Source organism: Pontibacillus chungwhensis BH030062 (genome assembly GCF_000770675.1).
GTDB classification, from domain to species: Bacteria; Bacillota; Bacilli; order Bacillales; family BH030062; genus Pontibacillus; species Pontibacillus chungwhensis.
Genome location: NZ_AVBG01000002.1, coordinates 188,491 through 208,729, shown reverse-complemented (window position 1 = coordinate 208,729; position 20,239 = coordinate 188,491). Strand labels below are relative to the sequence as shown.

General features: G+C 42.4%; 15 protein-coding genes and 1 pseudogene. 12 read left to right on the top strand and 4 right to left on the bottom strand.

Features of this window, described 5'->3' with window-relative positions; genetic code table 11:
- The first annotated feature begins 35 nt into the window (after positions 1-35).
- Both N780_RS03820 and N780_RS03815 read left to right on the top strand, forming a co-directional pair.
- A complete protein-coding gene (locus N780_RS03820; RefSeq protein WP_036780253.1) occupies positions 36-227 on the top strand; it encodes a YwbE family protein in 192 nt (63 codons plus the stop codon).
- A 32-nt stretch (positions 228-259) separates the two neighbouring features.
- On the top strand, positions 260-2,161 hold the full coding sequence (locus N780_RS03815) for an ABC-F family ATP-binding cassette domain-containing protein (RefSeq protein ID WP_036780251.1): 1,902 nt from the start codon (positions 260-262) through the stop codon (positions 2,159-2,161).
- Positions 2,162-2,521: 360 nt separating this feature from the next.
- Here N780_RS03815 and N780_RS03810 read toward each other — a convergent pair whose 3' ends face one another.
- Together N780_RS03810 and N780_RS03805 are read right to left on the bottom strand one after the other, a co-directional pair.
- Entirely contained in the window at positions 2,522-3,685 is a 1,164-nt protein-coding gene (locus N780_RS03810) for an ABC transporter permease (protein ID WP_036780248.1), read from the bottom strand.
- Positions 3,682-4,425, bottom strand: a complete 744-nt coding sequence (locus N780_RS03805) for an ABC transporter ATP-binding protein (protein WP_036780246.1) — start codon at positions 4,423-4,425, stop codon at positions 3,682-3,684. The genes N780_RS03810 and N780_RS03805 overlap by 4 nt, the downstream gene beginning before the upstream one ends.
- A gap of 162 nt (positions 4,426-4,587) precedes the next feature.
- Between N780_RS03805 and N780_RS03800 the strand changes: the two genes are divergently transcribed.
- The 6 genes from N780_RS03800 to N780_RS03775 all read left to right on the top strand — a co-directional run bounded on the left by N780_RS03800 (position 4,588) and on the right by N780_RS03775 (position 10,501).
- Complete coding sequence (locus tag N780_RS03800; protein ID WP_036780243.1) at positions 4,588-5,289, top strand: LytR/AlgR family response regulator transcription factor; 702 nt, start codon at positions 4,588-4,590, stop codon at positions 5,287-5,289.
- Between the two features lie 11 nt (positions 5,290-5,300).
- Positions 5,301-6,284: a GHKL domain-containing protein gene (locus N780_RS19155; RefSeq protein WP_052114873.1), complete on the top strand. Its 984-nt coding sequence runs from the start codon at positions 5,301-5,303 to the stop codon at positions 6,282-6,284.
- 68 nt (positions 6,285-6,352) lie between these two features.
- A complete protein-coding gene (gene kynU / locus N780_RS03790; RefSeq protein ID WP_036780241.1) occupies positions 6,353-7,624 on the top strand; it encodes a kynureninase in 1,272 nt (423 codons plus the stop codon).
- Positions 7,625-7,666: 42 nt separating this feature from the next.
- On the top strand, positions 7,667-8,371 hold the full coding sequence (locus N780_RS03785) for a tryptophan 2,3-dioxygenase family protein (protein WP_036780238.1): 705 nt from the start codon (positions 7,667-7,669) through the stop codon (positions 8,369-8,371).
- Positions 8,372-8,637: 266 nt separating this feature from the next.
- Positions 8,638-9,156 (top strand): acyl-CoA thioesterase, encoded by a 519-nt coding sequence (locus N780_RS03780; protein WP_036780236.1) that lies wholly within the window; start codon positions 8,638-8,640, stop codon positions 9,154-9,156.
- A gap of 697 nt (positions 9,157-9,853) precedes the next feature.
- Positions 9,854-10,501: a hypothetical protein gene (locus N780_RS03775; RefSeq protein ID WP_036780233.1), complete on the top strand. Its 648-nt coding sequence runs from the start codon at positions 9,854-9,856 to the stop codon at positions 10,499-10,501.
- 198 nt (positions 10,502-10,699) lie between these two features.
- Here N780_RS03775 and recQ read toward each other — a convergent pair whose 3' ends face one another.
- Positions 10,700-12,487: a DNA helicase RecQ gene (gene recQ / locus N780_RS03770; RefSeq protein WP_036780231.1), complete on the bottom strand. Its 1,788-nt coding sequence runs from the start codon at positions 12,485-12,487 to the stop codon at positions 10,700-10,702.
- A 358-nt stretch (positions 12,488-12,845) separates the two neighbouring features.
- Between recQ and N780_RS03765 the strand changes: the two are divergent.
- The 4 genes and pseudogenes from N780_RS03765 to N780_RS19680 all read left to right on the top strand — a co-directional run.
- Positions 12,846-14,357: pseudogene (locus N780_RS03765) on the top strand (BCCT family transporter); the annotation flags it as partial.
- 596 nt (positions 14,358-14,953) lie between these two features.
- Positions 14,954-15,901: an NADP-dependent oxidoreductase gene (locus N780_RS03755; RefSeq protein WP_036780227.1), complete on the top strand. Its 948-nt coding sequence runs from the start codon at positions 14,954-14,956 to the stop codon at positions 15,899-15,901.
- A gap of 515 nt (positions 15,902-16,416) precedes the next feature.
- Positions 16,417-18,273, top strand: a complete 1,857-nt coding sequence (locus tag N780_RS03750) for a cation:proton antiporter (RefSeq protein ID WP_036780225.1) — start codon at positions 16,417-16,419, stop codon at positions 18,271-18,273.
- 196 nt (positions 18,274-18,469) lie between these two features.
- Positions 18,470-18,637 (top strand): hypothetical protein, encoded by a 168-nt coding sequence (locus N780_RS19680; RefSeq protein ID WP_156969072.1) that lies wholly within the window; start codon positions 18,470-18,472, stop codon positions 18,635-18,637.
- A 43-nt stretch (positions 18,638-18,680) separates the two neighbouring features.
- Here the strand turns inward: N780_RS19680 and brnQ are convergent, their stop codons facing one another.
- Positions 18,681-20,039: a branched-chain amino acid transport system II carrier protein gene (gene brnQ / locus N780_RS03745; protein WP_052114871.1), complete on the bottom strand. Its 1,359-nt coding sequence runs from the start codon at positions 20,037-20,039 to the stop codon at positions 18,681-18,683.
- Positions 20,040-20,239 lie beyond the last annotated feature (200 nt).

Below are 20,239 nucleotides of genomic sequence, written 5' to 3'. Positions count from 1 at the left end.
TAGGTAGTACTAAAAAGATATGGGAGTTGCAAATGATGAACGGACAGAATCGAAAAGACATTCAACCAGGTAAAGAAGTTGATATCGTATTAAAGCAAGACCAACGTACAGGAAAGCTAACACATGGAATCGTGAAGGATTTATTGACTAAATCAAGTTCTCATCCTCATGGTATTAAAGTAAGGCTTGAAGACGGACAAGTAGGCCGTGTCAAAAAGGTTTATTAATCGGAAACGTCTAGATAAAGGAAGGGCTACATATGAGCATTTTATCAGTGGAAAATTTATATAAGACGTATGGAGACAAAGATCTCTTTAACGAAATATCCTTTACGATCGGAGAGCGAGAGCGTATAGGATTAATTGGTGTGAACGGAACGGGTAAATCAACGCTTTTAAAAGTGTTGGCTGGCGTAGACTCTGCTGAAAAAGGGACTATGGATCATGCCAATGACTTTCATATCGAGTACTTGCCTCAGGAACCACAGCTAAATCACGATCTTACCGTGCTTGAGCAAATTTACTACGGTGAATCCACAATTATGAAAACGATGCGTCACTATGAACAAGCGTTGCGTGAGTTGGAAGGGGAACCTACGAATGAAAGGAAGCAAGAACACCTCTACAAAGCACAGCAAAAAATGGACGAGCATGATGCATGGGAGGCGAACACGGTTGCGAAAACCATTCTAACAAAGCTTGGTATTCGTAACTTTGATCAATCTGTTAGTGCCTTATCAGGTGGACAGAAGAAGCGCGTAGCCATTGCCAAAGCGCTTATTCAACCAGCTGATTTACTTATTCTCGATGAGCCGACCAACCATCTGGACAATGAAACAATTGAATGGATGGAAAGTTTCTTGGGTCAATATAAAGGGTCTCTTTTAGTTGTTACACACGATCGTTATTTCTTGAATCGTGTAACGAATCGTATTTACGAATTGGATAAAGGAAACCTTTATATTTACGACGGAAACTATGAAGTGTTTTTAGAAAAGAAGGCAGAGCGCGAAGAACAAGAAAGAGCAAATGAACAGAAACGCCAAAACACGCTTCGTAGGGAACTTGAGTGGTTGCGACGTGGTCCTAAAGCGCGCGGTACAAAGCAAAAAGCTAGGAAAGACCGTGCAGAAGCCCTTCGTGATCAAAAGCTTGAACGAGCAGATGGAGAGGTCGATATTGCCATCGGTTCAACCAGGTTAGGGAATGATGTGTTTGAACTTGAAGGTGTTACTAAATCCTATGAAGGCCGTACCGTTGTCGGTGATTTTAGTTACCTGGTGGTACCAGGAGAGCGTCTTGGTATTATTGGGCCAAACGGCAGCGGGAAGACAACATTGCTGAATATGATTGCTGGAAAGATCACACCAGACACCGGCGTGATCTCGACGGGGCAAACCGTCAAAGTCGGCTATTACACACAGGATCATCAGGAAATGGATGAATCTCTACGCGTAGTTGAGTATATCAAGGAAGAGGCAGAAGTCGTTCAAACCATTGAAGGGGATACGATTACGGCTGAACAGATGCTTGAGCGTTTTATGTTCCCTCGCTATATGCAGTGGACATATATATCTAAGCTCTCAGGTGGAGAGCGACGTCGTTTGTATCTCTTACGCGTGTTGATGCAAGAACCAAACGTCTTGCTACTAGATGAGCCTACAAATGATCTTGATACTCAAACGTTGACCATACTTGAGGAATATCTTGATGCGTTCCCTGGCGTAGTCATCACGGTATCCCACGATCGGTACTTCCTTGATCGAGTGGTCGATCATTTAATCGCCTTTGAAGATACACGAATTCGAAGATTTCAAGGGAACTATACAGAATATCTTGATATTCGTAAACAAGAAGAAGGCGAAGCATTAGCGGTGGAACGTCAAAAGGCAAAAGAGGAAAAGAAAGCCTCTCCGCATCAGCGTCAGAAACGCCGCAAGCTTTCGTATCATGAACAGCAAGAATGGAATAGCATTGAAGATCGTATTGAACAATTAGAGCTTCGTTATGAAGAAGTTCAAAATGAAATTACCGAAACCGGTAGTGACGCGGTTCGGGCACAAGAATTGATGAATGAAATGCAAAAGCTTGAAGAAAAAATTGAGCAAGCGATGGAACGATGGGAAGAACTGTCGACAATTATTGAAGAATCGAAGCAATAAACGGAAAAGCATGGATTTTCGATATGAAAATCCATGCTTTTTTATCGCCTGCGCTTTTCTTCGATCTAGCTCCGGGGGCTAGGGGCTAGCGAGATAAGCAAACTACCTGCAGTGGCTAATCGCCACTTCCGGCATTTTGCTTATCCGTACGCCCCTGGGCGAGCCCCCTGCGCTTTTCTAGATCTAGCTCCGGCGGGGAGGGCCTAGCGAGATAAGCAATCTACTTCCAGTCTGCTACGCAGACTTGCAGCAGCTTGCTTATCCGGCCCCACACGAAGTGGGGTCGTTCGACGTTGCCACAGGACGTGGCGGTTTTAGTCGAGCCTCCTAATTCACCTGACCACCCCGCCTGCGCTTTTCTTATAACACCCACCGATCCTTCATAAATAGCACCCTCGCTATAGCGAATAGGATGAGGATATAGATTGCGGTGCTTCCTAGGGTTAGGGCGATGTTTGTGATGTCGATGATGCCGTACAGGAGTTGTTTTAAGATGGCGTATAGGTTCATGAACGGCAAGATGAAGTCCATGAACGTGAATTCTTTTACCCCCATGCTTGTAATGAAGAACATTGGTGCGATGGTTAACAATGATACTGGTGTGCTGTAGCTTTGGGATTCTTTAATCGTTTTAGCCACAATACTTATAAGCATGAGAAGGGCTGCTATGAACAAGGCAAAAAGAAGGGTCATGGCTAGTGTGGTGATGATTACAATAGTCATACCTTCATTAACCGAGAAGGCTTCCTTCATCTTCTCTGTAAAGAAAAGCGTTTCTATTATAATGAGGACGACGGCAAGGATGCCCGTCATGGCTCCAATTGTTGAGATTGTTAGCCATTTAGAAATCAGTATTTTATTGCGATCGACTGGCGTCATAAGTAAAGACTCCATTGTCTTCCTCTCTTTCTCACCTGCAAAAAGATCCATCGCCGCAGAAGTAGAACCTGAAGCAATGGCAATGGAGAAGACCATGGGGAGAAGCATCGAGATTAAAGCCAGTGAGTCCCCATTCTCATCATTATAGCTAGGTTCAACGCGCTCTACGGTAAAAGCTTCTAATATAGATTCGTCGATATTCTTTTCCTCTAGTCTGGAATTTACAATACTTTGTTCCACTTGAGCGAATTTCGATTCAATCATGTTCATTACATATGAGACGTTTTGGCTCATGGAGTCGCCATATAACGTGACTCCTGACATTTCTTCTTCTCCAAGCGATGTAAAGAACCCATCCTCAGCTAGTAGGGCGACACTTGCTTCCCCTTCGTCCACGATATCCTTAGGTTGCGCAAAAACCTCCAACTCCACATTAGACATATCACTAAAGAATACCTTTCCTTCTTCACTTAATTCATGTGGAATGGCTACTGTATAGGTTTCTTCTTTGTCATCGCTCATTAAGCTCTCGTAAAAGAATACAAGCCCGCTTAGTAGAATGAGGGGGAGGAAAACAACCATCAGGAGCGTGCGTCGATCTCGAAACACATCTTTCATCTCTTTTACATACATATTCCAGATCATGCTGTTTCACCTCGCGCTAGTTTAGACATGAATATAAAATTAAGATCTTCTGTATCTTCCTCGTTATATAAGGATTCAAGCTTTCCTTGATAAACGAGTTGTCCTTTATGAATCATGGCCACAGAATCACATAGGGCTTGAACTTCTTCCATGATATGACTTGAGAACAGGATGGTCTTCCCTTGTTGCTTGAGTTGAAGGATCATTTGCCTAAACACATTGGAAGACGTAATATCAAGTCCTGTCGTTGGTTCATCGAGAAGAATGATATCTGGATTGTGTATGAGGGTCCTTGATATGGCTACTTTTTGTCGCATTCCTTTTGAAAACGCTCCTACACGGCGATCGAGGTATTCACGCATCCCAAACTTCACCGCCAGCTCCTCTATAGCCACTTTTGTTTCATGTTTAGATAACCCATACAAATTAGCGAAGTATTTGAGATTCTCACGTGCTGTTAGTCTGTCGTAAAGACCTGTCTCGCCTCCGAACAAAACTCCGATTCTTCGTTTAACCTGATTGGGTTCTGTAGCTGTAGAGAAACCATCCACAGTAATCGTTCCAGTAGTAGGGGAGAATAACGTAGCGATGCAGCGCAGTAATGTCGTTTTTCCTGCTCCGTTCTCACCTAACAACCCAACGACTTTGCCGGCTGGTACCGTGAAAGAGACATGGTTTAAAGCGGTGACGCTCGATTTCTTTGTCGTAAACTTTTTCGTTACATCGTTCATTTCAATCATAATCGTCCTCCTCGTCATTAATCGTTATACCTATCATAAAAGATAGAGAGGACCTTTTCTGTCATCATGTCGTGAAAGTGCCGTTTTCAGTCGTGAAACGTTCTATATGGTATGGGAAGATGTTACAATTAAGTTGTTATTTTCTTAAAGGAGAACATCCACATGATACGTATTGGCATAGTAGATGATCGGGCGATCGATTTAGAAAAAATACATAGCATTGTTGAACAAGTGGACGGCACGGAAATCGTATTCTCTGTTACATCGGCTGAAGAAGCGTATCTTCAGGTAAAGAAAGAAACGATTGACTTGCTTATTGCAGATATAGAGATGCCAGAATTATCTGGGTACGAGCTTGCAGACTTAATTCATACACACGCTCTTGATATTGATGTGATTTTTGTAACGGCCAATAGTGTATATGCCGTACATGCGTTTGAGTTGAACGTTCATGATTACATCATGAAACCGTATAGGAAGGATCGGTTAGTGCAGTCTTTAGAACGTTATATTCAGAAGACGCGCTCTACAGAGATGAAGGGACGTCTCTTTATCAAGCAAAAGTCCGAGATTCATATTTTGCCAAAAAAAGAGATTATATTTATAGAACGGACTGGGCGCTCTTCAACGATTCATACGAAGAGTCAAAAGGTCCTGACCTACCAAACGCTAGGGGATTTAGAAGGGGAACTAAGAGAAAGAGATTTTATTCGTTCTCATCGATCTTTTATCATCAATATTCATTACGTGACGAACTTCTCTTTGTATGCCAAGAATTCATATACGGTTTCGTTTGATGGGACAGGTGAAAAGGCAATGATTACAAAGGATCAATTAGACTATATACAAAACTATTATTTTTAGGTGTGAAATGCGTGAAGATATCTACAAACAGCCTGCTCGCTATTTGTTTAGCGATGGTTCATATGACAGCATTCTTTCAACAATTCCAGTACATATGGCTCGCCCCACTTATTCTTTTGGCGGCTATTCTATATGTCTCTTACCAAAAGCCTCGCTGGTTTCGTATTTATATAGAGAAGAGAGAGCCTAATGGGACGTGGGGGCTCACCATGCTTTCTGTCATCCTATTACTCTCATACCGCTTTTCTTCGCCTTGGTATGAGCTTTTGGTGTCATTTGTAAGCTTATGGGTTATAGAGTACTGCCGCTTTGCTTGGAAGAAGAGTCACCTGGATTGGTATGATAAGCTAAGAACAAAACATACAACAGTGGAGCAGACAGATCAGGTGCTTCTTGATTTGCGGCGCGAACGTCATGATTACTTGAAGCATATTACAAGCTTACAGTATATGTTAGAACAAGGTGAGTATCAGGAAGCAACTCAATATATGGGGCGACTTGTTGGGGAATTTGAAAGGTTCAGTGCATCACTATCTGGTGAAAAGAGCGCGATAGCAGGCTTGTTGCACTGGCATAGTCGTGAGGCTGAGAAAGCGAATATTGAACTCATATATGAATTTGAAGTCCCTGTTTCCACACTTCCAATGCCTCAAGAAGAAATCGTTGTGCTTCTAGGGAACGCTTTATCAAATGCGTTAGAGGCAGCGGAACGTTACAAAGAGGAAGAGGGCGAAGCGGGGCATGTAATGGTTAAATTACAAAAGAAAAGTGCTTTTTATATATTGATCATACGTAATGACACAACACCCGTCCCCGATGATGTATTAGATAAGCTTTATAGGGTTCCTTCTACCACAACAAAAACCGGAGAACGTGGTTTTGGAGCTACCTCTATACAATCAATCGTTCAAAAAAGGCACGGACATTTAGATTTTACTTACAAGCAGAAGCACTATACTCTTAAAATAAAGTGGCCAAGCATCCAAATAGATTGAATAGCTTAATTGACAGCGTTTTCACAAATCGATTAGGCTTATTATAGAGGGGAAAGGGAGATGGTTACATGGATACGTCAAAGGAATATGCAAAAAGCTTAGATCAGCAGGATCCTTTATCACATTTTCGCGATGAATTTTACATACAAGATGGCACGCTTTATATGGACGGAAATTCTCTTGGTCTATTATCAAAGCGTGCTGAAACGTCCGTATTTCGTATACTAGATTCATGGAAACAACTAGGCATAGACGGGTGGACAGGAGGAGAACACCCTTGGTATTACCTTTCTGAACAGCTTGGCGAACAATCAGCTGATCTTGTTGGAGGGAAGAAGGAAGAAGTCATTGTGACAGGCTCTACGACAGTAAACTTGCATCAGCTTGTTGCAACTTTTTATAAACCAGAAGACGGTCGTACAAAAATACTGGCAGATGAATTGAATTTCCCGTCTGACATATATGCACTTAAGAGTCAGCTTGAGTTAAAAGGATATGACCCTGACGAACACCTCGTTCAAGTGAAAAGTCGTGACGGACGAGAAATTAAAGAAGATGATGTCATCGAAGCGATGACAGATGATATTGCTCTCATCGTCTTGCCAACAGTCCTGTATAGAAGTGGTCAGCTCCTGGATATTAAGCGCTTAACAGAAGAAGCACATAAAAGAGGGATCTTGATTGGCTTTGATGGGTGTCATTCTGTTGGTGTTGTTCCCCATCACTTTCATGAATGGGGAGTGGATTTCGCATATTGGTGTCACTACAAGTACGTAAACAGCGGTCCAGGAGGAGTGGGCGGTTTGTTCGTGCATGAGCGCCATTTGAACGAAACACCTGGGTTAAGTGGGTGGTTCGGCTCTGATAAAGATAAGCAATTCGATATGGATCACACCTTTCAGCCAGCTCAGACAGCAGGAGCTTATCAAATCGGGACCCCGCATTTATTAAGCGTTGCTCCTCTCATCGGTTCTCTTGAGCTATTTAATGAAGCGGGCATTGAAGCGATTCGTCGAAAATCTTTAAAATCTACGCAATACATGATGGACTTACTCCAGCGTGAACTACAAGGATATGGGTTTAGAATTGGAAATCCTCTAGAAGACGACAGACGTGGTGGGCATGTATGTCTTGAACATAAAGAAGCAGCGCGTATTTGTAAGGCTTTAAAAGATAAAGGGGTGATCCCTGATTTTCGTTCCCCAAACGTCATTCGATTAGCGCCAATTGCATTTTATACTTCGTATGTAGAAGTTTGGGAGACGATGCAAGTGTTGAAGGATATTATGGAACAAAAGCTTTATGAACAATACGAGAATAAACGAGGTGTCATCGCTTAATAAACATTATGATCTTTCTAAATGAAGAGAGGGGATACATGTATGAGTGATTCAAAGGGGAAAGTGGTAACAGATTATGAGAAGTACATTCGCACAGAAGAATTGTTAAGTCTTCAGAAGTCAGAAGATGAATTAGCTTGTCATGATGAATTAACATTCCAAATGATTCATCAAATTGCAGAACTCCACTTTAAATTGATGATTCAGTATATACACTTAGCAGATGCTCATATGAAGCACAATGAAATTGAAGAAGCGACTAGCCAGCTAAGACGAGTGAATATGCATCTCGATCACCTCCCGAATGTATTTGACATGGTAAAAGTCATTAGTCCAAAAGATTACCACACCATTCGTTTAGCTCTAGGACAGGGGAGTGGTCAGGATTCACCGGGCTTTAATGAAGTGCTTCGTTTAGGTCCAACACTTTGGGAACCTTGTGAGAAACTGTTAACCAAGAGAGGCCTTTCACCACTTGATATCCATAAAGACCCGCATGAACACCGGGCATTATTTGACCTCTTGCAAGCGCTTATCCGATTTGATGAGAACTTTCAAACCTTCAGGCATTCTCATATCCAACTCGTACGTCGCATGATTGGATTAAATACGCAAAGCTTAAAAGGAATTCCTGCTCAAGCGCTTGAACGCGGGGTGAAATATGAATTCTATCCAAAATTGTGGCAGACCATTTCGGACCTCACAGACTGGACGGGATCGAGTTATGATGCAAAACCGCTTGAGTAACATCCACACCTAATAAAGATTACATGAATAGCTAAAGTACCACGCTTAGAGTTAAATGCTCTAAGCGTTTTTTGGTTAGGGAAGCTTTTGCTACGTATCCCTTTTTCGATAATTGGAAGCGCTTTATAACGAAAAAGGAGTGTGAAGATGAGTCCTTGAGGGAACGTTCTCATATAAGTTATCTTCTTTCCCTTTTTAAAACACGTAAACATAGAAGGAAATATTGTTGGTATACTATGAATGGAGATTTAGAGGAGGCAGTAGATATGGATAAAAAACCTTGTATTGAATCATTAGTAGTCAAAAATTCTCACGTATTACCTACAGATACGAACAATCACGGAACGCTGTTTGGTGGTCAATTAATGGCTTATATCGATGACGTGGCTGCAATCGCAGCTACCCGTCATGCTCGCTGTAATGTTGTGACCGCTTCAACAGATTCGGTTGATTTCTTATACCCTGTGAATGCAGGCGACGCCATTTGTTTAGAAGCTTTTGTAACATGGACGAAAAACACATCTATGGAAGTGTTCGTAAAAGCTGTGAAAGAAGAGCTTTTATCAGGTGAGCGCAAAGTATGTGCGACGTCATTCTTAACGATGGTCGCTGTTGATGAAACTAATACCCCTTCTCAAGTACCTCAGGTTTACCCGGAAACGGAACAAGAGAAGTGGCTACACGACGGTGCAGCAGATCGCGCTACACAGCGTAAAGCACGTCGCAGTGTATCGAAAGAATTTGCAAATAAATTTGGCACAGACTTCCCTTGGGACCGAAGATAAGCAAGACAATTGCGCTTAGAGTTGATCAACTCTAAGCGCTTTTATTCGTTCTACATAAGCTCGCCCCCTTATGTGGAAGACTTGAAGTTGAGGTGGTTTTGCTATGCGATAAATGGAGAGACGTTTCCGTCAGCCTCAATGGAGCGTAAGGTGGGCCTGGAAATCACTCGCTTTCCGCGGCCCCACACGACGTGGGGTCGTTCGACGTTGTCACAGGACGTGACGGCCTTAGTCGACCTTCCCCTTTCTTTTTTAGCCTCCTCGGGAAACCCACCCTGCGGGGTCTCGTCGACCTCTTTCTCCCGCAGGAGTCTCGCAATTTCTCCAGGCCCACCTTTGCCAAATGGAGAGCAACGGAAACGCGCTATATATAGGAGGTGGGGATTGAGAGGAACTACATAAAGTGGGGGCGTTTATTATACATCGTCAGGGCAGGCTTGGGGACTGCGAGACTCCCGCGGGAAGAGGAGCCTAGGGGAGACCCCGGAAGACGGCTTGCCGGCTGAGGAGGCTTCCCAGCTCCCCGCAGGAAAGCGAGTTGTCCCCAAGCCTGCCCTTGCACTTATAAACGTAACGGACCCCAAACACAATAAAGTGTAGAAGAAGAGCCTTTTTTTAAAGATGAAGAATTGTTAGAATAATCGGAGTATCTATAACAAACTAATTGCAGTTATCGCAGAAAAAGGGGAAAGGTTTAATGAGTAAACAAATAAACTACGTATGGTATGCCAGTTTCGGCTCGAATCTATTTGAGGATCGTTTTCGTTGTTATATTGAAGGGGGCCAGCCTCCTGGTTCGAATAGAAGAGAGGTAGGGAGTCGAGATTGCACACTTCCGGTTAAGAACAGTCCAGTCAGCTTACCGTATAAGCTCTATTTCTCAGGATGGTCAGACCGCTGGGATGGGGCGGGTGCGTTTATTGATACTGTTAAAGATGAACACACTGAAACATGGGGCAGAATGTACTTGATTACTGAGGAGCAGTTCGAGGACGTTGTTCGTCAGGAAAATGGTGTTGAGGATATGACGGTAGATATTGAAGAAGTGAAGAAGAAAGGTTCTCTTGTTATTGATGAAGGGTCATATTACGGCAATCTTCTTCACGCAGGTGACGAAGAAGGGTATCCGATCTTCACTTTTACTAACCCAAAACCATTAAGCGAGATGACGATAACAAGACCATCAACACCTTACCTGGCCATGTTAATTCGCGGATTTATGGAAGCCTACACTCAAGACGTGGAACGTATTACAAACTACTTATACGAAAAACCAGGAGTCCCAGAGCATTATTCTAGAAAAGAAATTCACGACTTTGTCCAAGAAGTAGCAGAACAGGCATAACCCCATCCGCACTCCGATTCTCTAGCAGAATCGGAGTTTTTTAATTTCTTGGCTCTGTTGAAGTTTAATGTTGTTATTCTTTATAAAAAGCTTGTTCAAGAATAGGGTGGGATTGGATAAGGGTCGTAGCTGAGAAGCTAGGGTAAGAGTGCGGCCTTTCTTTCTCTCAAACCAATAAAAACCGTTATACTGAACCGTTTATGAATACTGATGAGTTTCCTCCTGCAGAGCTTCAAGGAAAAGCACTCCGTATTGCTCGAATTTCTTCTCACCCACACCTTTAACCTGTAACATCTCGCTCTTTGTTTTAGGTTTCGCTTGGCACAATTCCTTCAACGTAGCATCAGAGAAGACAACATAAGGAGGGATTTTGTGTTCTTCCGCAAGTCGTTTTCTTAACATACGCAAGTTTTCAAATAGATCTTCGTTTACATCTAATTCTTGATGAGCTTTTGATGCGTTCTCGATAATCATTTGAACAGTTTCTTCCCCTTTAAGAATAGCTAATGATTCCTGAGTAAGGCGAAGGAGGGGGAACTTTCCATCTTCAACAGCTAGATAGCCTTCTGCCACAAGGAATTGAATCATCTGCATGATATCCTTCTCTTTCAGATCAGAAAGGAGTCCGTAAGTAGACAGCTTATGAAATCGAGTCTCCATCACCTTTTGACTTTTAGATCCCTTAACTACTTTAGCCACCATTCCTGAGCCGTAGCGCTCATTCATTCGTTTCACACAAGATAAGATAATTTGAGATTCTCTTGTAATGTCTTTTATCTCTCCTGTGTGTAAGCAATTGCTACACATTCCGCATGGTTCATGCCTGAAGGGGTCTTTAAAATAAGTCAGCATGTATTCTTGTAGACATTTATCTGTGTGGCAGTAGTTCACCATCTGCTGAAGTTTTTGGTATTCCTCTGTTTTCTTTTCTTCCTCCATTAACGATTGCTCGATAAGAAACTTCTGAAGCTGAATGTCTCGGGCGGAGAAGAGCAAGATACAGTCACTTCGCTCCCCGTCACGACCGGCACGACCTGCTTCTTGATAGTAAGATTCAATATTCATTGGGAGGGCATAGTGAATAACGTAACGGACGTTCGATTTATCAATACCCATGCCAAAGGCGTTTGTAGCAACCATGACGGTTACTTCATCCTTGATGAATTGATTTTGAGCAGATTTACGCTCTTGTTCAGATAACCCGGCGTGATATTTGGCAACTTTCACACCTTCTCGACTCAGCCATTGGTGAAGGCGATCAATATCTTTTCTTGTGGCTGCATAAATAATACCCGATTCCTTAGGACGGGTTTTAATATAATCCTGTATGAAATCGTGTTTCTCTTTTCCTTTTACAATTTGAAAATTTAAGTTGTCTCTTGAAAAACCTGTATTTACGACATGGTCATCTTCAATAGAAAGGAGGTGCTGTATATCTTTGGTTACTTCCTCAGTTGCTGTAGCGGTAAGACCCATCACAACAGGGAGGTTTCCAAGCTTTTGTAACTGTCCGACCACAGAGCGATAACTTGGTCTGAAGTCGTGACCCCACTGTGAGATACAGTGCGCCTCATCAAAGGCGATAAGGGATAACTTCGTGCGACGCAGAGAACTGATAAATCCTTCAGAATCAAACCGCTCTGGAGCTACATAAACAAACTGATATCGACCTCGCTGTACGTCAAACATTCGCTGGGACTGCTCTTCATACGAGAGGGAGCTGTTGATATAAGTAGATGCAATACCATGAGAGTTTAAGGAATCAACCTGGTCTTTCATTAGAGATATAAGAGGGGAGATAATAACAGCAGTTCCGTCCAGAAGAAGGCCGGGAATTTGATAACAAAGCGACTTTCCGCCGCCAGTAGGCATAATGCCAAGAGCATTCTTCTTATCTAAAGCATGCCCAATTAATGGCTCCTGTCCAAAACGAAATGATGAGAAGCCGAAGTACTGTTCTAAAACGCGATGTGCGTTTTTCATCATAAGACAACCGTCCTTTATAGGTGTACTAAACGAATGCGAAATAATCTTGTACCATCTTACCATGAGAAAGAAGTTGCGGAAATAGATGAAAGCAGGGTAGGGAGCAGCGATTCAGAAGAAAAAGGAAATGTTCCATAAATTTACGTAAAAAAATGGGATATGAAGAGAATCCGTTTTGAGATTAAGGGTGACGGGGAGAGAAAGATGAATCGTCAATTTGTGTATAGGAGGGGAATGCCTTGCAAATACTATTCTTCAGAATGAACTGAGTTTCCTCCTTTACATGACCTATTTATGTATGAGATAGTATGTCATTGTGTTTGCAAGGTAAAAAAATTCAAAGGAGAATGTACCCTAAATGAGTAAACAAGAGGAAAAAACCTCCAAGATAGACTGGCCCGTCTTTGGTATTAGTGGCGGATTACTAGTCGCATTTGTTATTGCCGGAATTATTAATCTGGATTTTGTGAAAACATTTGTAAACGAAGGATTTGCTTGGTCTGTTAAGTACTTCGGTGCTTTCTGGCAAGTCTTAATGTTATTGAACTTTATTATTGCACTTTATGTAGCTTTTTCTAAATATGGTCAAGTGAAGCTAGGGAATATGGAGAAACCTGAAATGAATACATTTAAGTGGTTATCCATTATTATGGCTACTTTATTAGCTGGTGGGGGCGTATTCTGGGCCGCTGCTGAACCTATGTATCACTTTATGACAGTACCACCAATAAACAGTGGCATTGAAGCCATGACACCTGAAGCGATTATGCCAGCATTGGCTCAAAGCTTCATGCACTGGGGCTTCTTAGCGTGGGCCATCCTTGGTACATTAAGTGCCATTGTGATGATGTATGGGTATTACCATAAAGGTATGCCAATGAAGCCAAGAACGCTTCTTTACCCGTTATTCGGTGAAAAGCTTCGTACTAGCGTTATTGGTACAATTATTGATGCTGCAGCTATTATTGCCGTGGCAGCCGGAACAATTGGTCCAATCGGTTTCCTAGGTCTGCAAGCAAGCTATGGACTTGAAGCACTATTCGGCATTCCGGATACGTACACAACTCAACTTGCCATTATCATTGGTCTAGTGGTTGTGGCAACGATCTCAGCCATTACAGGAATTCATAAAGGTATTCAAGCACTTAGTAGCTTTAACGTTCGCTTAGCAATTGGACTTATATTATTCGTAGTCATTTTTGGGCCTGGTGGATTTATCATCGATAAATTTATCTCGTCCTTCGGTTTCTATGCAGAGAACTTTATCACGATGAGTACCTTCCGAGCAGATACTGGTTGGTTAGGTAGCTGGACAGTATTCTTCTGGGGTTGGTTTATCGGGTATGCGCCAATGATGGCGATTCTTGTAAGTCGTATCTCAAGAGGACGTACAATTCGTGAGATTATTCTAGCTGTTGGTGTCATTGCACCACTTGTAACAACGTTCTGGTTTACAGTTGTCGGAGGCGCTGGAATCTTTTACGAAATGGACGTAGCAGGATCCGTTTCAAAACAGTTAAGTGAAGGCGGAATGCCAGCTGCAATGATAGCTATTACAGAACAGCTGCCACTTGCAAGCATTATCTCTCCGTTATTCTTATTACTAACGATTATCTTCGTTATTACAACAGGAGATTCAATGTCGTATACAATCGCAATGGCCGTTTCCGGTGAAGGAGACCCGAAAGTATCCTTGCGTGTATTCTGGTCTATCCTAATGGGTGCGATTGCAGCAATCCTACTCTTCATCGGTGGCGGTGGAGATGGCGGTATTAACGCACTACAATCGTTCATTGTAGTAACAGCGGTACCAGTATCCATCTTCCTCTTCCCGATCCTTTGGTTAGCACCTAAGGTTGCAAAAGAACTATTTCAAGATGAAAAACTTCGCTAAGTTTTGGAAAAAGATCGCCCTCGGGCGATCTTTTTTTTGAGGTGAAGGCCTGGGGCGGCGGCTCAAGTCTGCGAGAATGGCTCAAGATGGGGAGTGGCGGCTGGAGTTCTGGCGGAGCGGCGCAAGATGGGCAGTGGCGGCTGGAGTTCTGGCGGAGCGGCGCAAGATGGGCAGTGGCGGCTGGAGTTCTGGCGGAGCGGCTCAAGATGGGGAGTGGCGGCGCAAGATCTGGCGGAACGGCTCAAGATGGGGGAAAGCGGCTCAAGATGGGGGAAAGCGGCTCAAGTACATTCAATACCGGCTCAAAATTTCTTCAGAACGGCTCAAGTACAAAAAATAACGACTCAAGATGAGCCAAAACGGCTTAAGTTAAGTTATATGGGCTCAAATACGAGGATAATGGCTCAAGTTAACCGAAAACCGGCTCAAGCCGAGCGCTGTATCACCCTCAATCGACTCCACCAGGGCAAGTGGTGTAAGCTTGGTGACCTTTTAATTCTCTCTTCCATGCGTACATCTGTGAATTTCCGGGTACAGTACAACAGATATTCTTGAAAGGAGCATCACTCATCATGAAAGCAGTTGTTATTGAACAATACGGTGGAAAAGACCAATTAACTGAAAAAGAGGTGCCTACACCTGAAATAAATCAAGAACAAGTCTTAATTGAGATTCATTCAACTTCTATTAATCCAATCGATTGGAAAGTTCGTGAAGGATACTTGAAAGAAATGTTAGATTGGAACTTCCCGATTATTTTAGGCTGGGATGTAGCCGGTACCATTAAAGAAGTCGGTGATCATGTTGAAGGATATCAAGTTGGCGATCGAGTGTTTGCGCGGCCGGCTACGACGCCAAATGGTACTTATGCAGAATATGTAGCTGTTGAACAAGATCTTTTAGCACATATGCCTGAGCGTCTTAGCTTTGAAGACGCTGCTGCAGTTCCGTTAGCAGGTTTAACAGCATGGCAGTGTTTATTTGATGCAGCCAACGTTGAAGAGGGAGATAAAGTCCTGATTCATGCTGGTTCAGGCGGTGTAGGAAGTTATGCCATACAACTTGCTAAGTGGGCCGGTGCTTATGTAGCTACCACCGCAAGTGAAAAAAATGGAGAACTAGTAAAAGCCTTAGGAGCTGATCACTTCATTAATTATAAGGAAGAAAACTTCTACGACGTGTTAGATGAATTTGATGTCGTGCTTGATACCCTTGGAGGGGAGATTCAAGAACAAAGTTATCAAGTGTTACGAAAAGGTGGTAAATTAGTCTCCATTACAGATGTACCGGATGAAGATCAAGCCAAAGAGTACGGAGTAGAAGCAGAACACGTCTTTTTAAATCCTAAAGGCGAGCAACTTCAACAAATCGCTCATTTGATTTCTGAAGGGAAAGTAAAATCAATTGTCGGTCATAAATATCCTTTTAGTAAGGAAGGGTTACAGGACGCACATGAACTAAGTGAATCTCATCATGCGAAAGGCAAAATTATTATACAAATGAAGCCTTCTGCTTGTTAAATAGTAACAAGGCTACTCCCGTTTTCTTTTGAACAAAATGATCAAAAGAAAACGGGTTTTTTTGGTTTATGTAATCTCGGAAAAATCGTTTCTTCGGACTAGAAGCTTCCATTAACTCTTTTCAATATTTATAACGTGTTTCCTTGATCTCACTCCGTTTCAGTCCAGTCTATACCTTGCTACACAGGCACTTACGCTTTTATTCATCTAGCTCCAGCGCCCAGCAACTAGTAGACTTCCCTCACCTCCAGTCGATCAGTCAACATCGAATCGCAAGCTCTTCGTGTTTCCTTGATCTCACTCCGTTTCAGTCCAGTCTATACGTTGCTAGACGGGCACTTACGCTTTTGTTTCATTTTTGTCATAATAATTTTACAAACCAAATCATTTACAGATGGGCGATGCGCGTATAGAATATTTTTATATCTGTGTTTTTTGAATCGTCCGTATGAAAGAATGGGAAAGATAATGAAATCCATACACATACATCAACAAGATCATAAAGGAGCGAACCTATGTTTCACTCGATTTTATTTGACTTTATGCTAATAGGCGCCCTTGGCGTCGGTTCACAGTGGGTAGGTTGGAGATTCCGAATTCCTGCTATTGTGGTTATGTCTATCGTTGGACTGTTAGTGGGCCCGGTATTTGGAGTGCTCCAGCCAGCAGAAGACTTTGGGGAATTATTTAAGCCGATTGTCTCAATAGCAGTTGCAATCATTCTGTTTGAGGGCAGCTTAAGCCTTGATTTCCGAGAAGTAAAAGGACTCCAAAGGCCTGTTTTTCGAATTGTAACGATTGGAGCTTTCTTGGCTTGGTTGTTAGGCTCATTAGCAGCTCACTATGTCGCAGGTCTTTCCTGGGCTGTTGCCTTTGTTATTGGTGGCCTCTTTATCGTGACGGGGCCAACGGTAATTTTGCCACTTCTGAGGCAGGCAAAATTAAAACCTCGTCCAGCAGCGATCCTGAAATGGGAAGGAATTATTGTAGACCCATTTGGAGCTTTGCTAGCTGTATTTGCCTTTGAAATTATTGATTTCCTTATGGCAGATGACGTAACCGGAAACGCGTTACTCATGTTCTTCGCAGCCTCCGCATTTGCTGGTGTTATTGGTTATGTGCTCGGAAAAGGATTAGGATGGATGTTTGAACATGGGCACGTGCCTGAGTTTCTGAAGTCCCCAGTGATGTTCACTGTCGTCATCTTCTGTTTTACGATAGCAGACGAAATAGCTCACGAAACAGGTTTATTAGCTGTAACGGCTATGGGGATGACACTAGCTAATATGCACATCTCTTCAATAGAAGATATGAGGAATTTCAAGGAGAACATTTCCGTTCTTCTCGTATCGGCTATATTTGTAATGTTAACAGCATCACTAACGGTTGAAACGTTAATGGAAATCTTCAATATTCAAATTATTGCATTTGTCCTACTGATGTTGTTTGTGGTTCGACCTATATCTATTTGGCTTTCAACCATTGGGACAGATCTTTCATTTGGTGAACGAGCTCTTGTTGGTTGGATTGCACCAAGAGGTATCGTCGCTCTAACTGTGGCGGGTTACTTCGCAAACGTTCTTTTAGAAGCTGGATTCGAGGATGCTCAAATCCTGACATCTCTCACGTTCGCTTTAGTATTTGCGACTGTTTGTGCTCACGGTTTTTCAATAGGTTGGCTAGCGAAGAAGTTAGACTTATCTATAGATGGAAAGCCTGGAGTGCTTATTGTTGGCGCATCAAGCTTTACTACTGGACTTGCGAAATCTCTTCAAGATCTGAAGGTGCCTGTATTAATTACAGACTCTTCATGGCATCGCCTTGTTACGGCAAGGAAAGAAGGAATTCCGTTTATGAAAGAAGAAATTCTTTCAGAGCAAACCGAATACCATCTTGATATGACGCCATATGAATATATGGTTGCCGCGTCTGAATTAGATTCTTATAACGCACTTGTTTGTAATACATTTGTACCTGAGATTGGACGCAGTAACTTATTCCAATTAACGCTTCATAACAGTCGTGGGGATGACCTTGAGGATATGGGGAACACGATTGGAGGCCGTTTGCTCTTTAACCAAAGAGCTACGTGGGAACGTCTTAATGAAAAGATTGACGGTGGCTTTGTATTTAGGAAAACGAATATCACTGAGCAATATACCTATGCTAAATATAAAGAGGAACTTCATCCTGAGACGTTGCTCCTCTATATTCTTAAGCCATCTGGCAAGATTCTCTTCTACACTCACAAGTCTCAGCCGAAGGGCGAGAATGGAGATGTTTTAGTTAGTCTTATGCCACCAAGTAAAGAATTCAAGCGAATTCAAAGTAAGCTAAGTGAACAACAAAATGAAGGCGACGTTAAAAATTAAATCAGTCTATAGGCACAACTATAGTGAAGAGCATGGAATGGCGAATCTATTCCATGCTCTTTTTTTGCTTCATTTTACGAAGTGCCGTTTGTGGGAAAGGGGAAAGATTCCATCCCGCTCATATAGAAAAGTGGTATTAGATAAGCTCATATATACATATGATAAATGGATATAGAAAGGATGAGGAGGAGAGGCTATGCAGGATCTTGATTTTCATTCAAGGCAGGCTATTATATTTGAACAGCTGGCAAGACAATATCAACATCTGGATCAGCCGTTATTTGATCATTTTTATAAGCTGCTTCAGTACCATAAACAACAGATATGGGCACTCACAAACACAGATATAGACCATGAACAATAAAAAAGAGCCTCAACTCCAGTAGCGGAATTGGGGCTCTTCCTTTTTAAGAAGAAGCTTTATAGCTTGCGTCTTGTATCGTTACGTTACGTTTTTTTTTAGCAGAGACCGCGAAGATTTCAATGATGCCTCCTATAAGGGCACCTACAGCTGCTGGTACAACCCAACCTAAACCTTCAGCGAAGAGAGGTAGGAAGTCTAGAGCGTTTGTAAATGCTTTAACTTTTTCTGCTCCTAAGAAGGCTTTAAGTCCATCATAAATGGCGATCACACTTGTTAGGATAAGGGCACCACGATAAACATGTTTTGAGCCGTTAAATAGTCTGTGGAAGAAGGACAGGGCGATTAATACGATTGCCAGCGGATAAATGAATACCAAAGCGGGTACAGAGTACGCAATAATCTGGCTTAGCCCCATGTTTGTGAACCCAAAACTAATTAAAGTAAATACAATGGCTACGTGCGTGTATTTAACACTCTTAAACGTATTTGAGAAGAACTGAGAGCAAGCAACAGTTAGACCGATACACGTTGTAAAACAAGCTAGAGCCACGATGGTACCTAGTAACAAACCACCAAACGAGCCAAATAGAATGTTAGCTCCATCTGCTAAGATTTCACCACCGTTATTATAGGAGCCCATAGAAGCCATCTTAGCTCCCATCCAACCGATGGATCCATAAACGACAATTAAACCAATGGCTGTTACACTACCAGCTTTAATGGTTTGTTTGATCGTTGTCTTACGATCCGTTACGCCACGTTCTTTCAACGCGGTGACGACAATAATTCCAAAAGCAAGCCCAGCAATAGCATCCATAGTCAGGTACCCATTCAAGAACCCGCTAAAGAATGGAGTTGTGCTGTAATCTCCTGTTGGCTGTTGCATAGGAGCATCAAACGTAAGGAAGCTTGCAATACTTAAAGCGACCATAGCGATTAGAAGAATTGGTGTTAACCATTGACCAATCCGGTCTACAATCTTAGATGGATTTAAACTAATCCAGAATACTAAAGCAAAGAATATAATCGAGAAAATCAGTAATGCAGAAGATCCTTGTCCTGCAGTGCCGATTACCGGCTTAATCCCAGTTTCAAAAGCCACGTTAGCGGCACGAGGGATTGCGAAGAACGGACCTATTGCTAAATAAATCAAGGAAGTAAACAATAATCCAAACCATGGATGTACGCGACTTCCTAGAGCTTTTGCATCATCATTTACAAATGCAATGGCTGTAACTGCTAATATCGGAAGGCCTACGCCTGTAATAATAAATCCTGCGATGGCGGACCAGTAAGAAGATCCGGCTTCTGTACCAAGCTGCGGGGGATAAATGAGATTCCCTGCACCAAAGAAAAGAGCAAAGAGCATAAAACCTATGGTTACGGTATCTTTTTTCGTCATATATGGTTCTCCTCTCATGTAGGTGTCGATCGTGATCTCGTTGAGACGTCCAACGAGTAAGAAAACCGTTACAGTTTCCATATGACAAAATTTTTCGAAAATTTAGACCAATTTGTAGAAGTAAGCATTTTGCTTAAGGTAACGGCAAAAACATTACAAAGTGTACTACATATATGTTGCGGGATGCAACAGGTAACATG

Bases quoted from the DNA above. Each gene is read 5' to 3' on its own strand.
- N780_RS03820 (WP_036780253.1), top strand. From the start codon at position 36: ATGAACGGACAGAATCGAAAAGACATTCAACCAGGTAAAGAAGTTGAT.
- N780_RS03815 (WP_036780251.1), top strand. From the start codon at position 260: ATGAGCATTTTATCAGTGGAAAATTTATATAAGACGTATGGAGACAAA.
- N780_RS03810 (WP_036780248.1), bottom strand. From the start codon at position 3,685: ATGATCTGGAATATGTATGTAAAAGAGATGAAAGATGTGTTTCGAGAT.
- N780_RS03805 (WP_036780246.1), bottom strand. From the start codon at position 4,425: ATGATTGAAATGAACGATGTAACGAAAAAGTTTACGACAAAGAAATCG.
- N780_RS03800 (WP_036780243.1), top strand. From the start codon at position 4,588: ATGATACGTATTGGCATAGTAGATGATCGGGCGATCGATTTAGAAAAA.
- kynU (WP_036780241.1), top strand. From the start codon at position 6,353: ATGGATACGTCAAAGGAATATGCAAAAAGCTTAGATCAGCAGGATCCT.
- N780_RS03785 (WP_036780238.1), top strand. From the start codon at position 7,667: ATGAGTGATTCAAAGGGGAAAGTGGTAACAGATTATGAGAAGTACATT.
- N780_RS03780 (WP_036780236.1), top strand. From the start codon at position 8,638: ATGGATAAAAAACCTTGTATTGAATCATTAGTAGTCAAAAATTCTCAC.
- N780_RS03775 (WP_036780233.1), top strand. From the start codon at position 9,854: ATGAGTAAACAAATAAACTACGTATGGTATGCCAGTTTCGGCTCGAAT.
- recQ (WP_036780231.1), bottom strand. From the start codon at position 12,487: ATGATGAAAAACGCACATCGCGTTTTAGAACAGTACTTCGGCTTCTCA.
- N780_RS03755 (WP_036780227.1), top strand. From the start codon at position 14,954: ATGAAAGCAGTTGTTATTGAACAATACGGTGGAAAAGACCAATTAACT.
- N780_RS03750 (WP_036780225.1), top strand. From the start codon at position 16,417: ATGTTTCACTCGATTTTATTTGACTTTATGCTAATAGGCGCCCTTGGC.
- N780_RS19680 (WP_156969072.1), top strand. From the start codon at position 18,470: ATGCAGGATCTTGATTTTCATTCAAGGCAGGCTATTATATTTGAACAG.
- brnQ (WP_052114871.1), bottom strand. From the start codon at position 20,039: ATGACGAAAAAAGATACCGTAACCATAGGTTTTATGCTCTTTGCTCTT.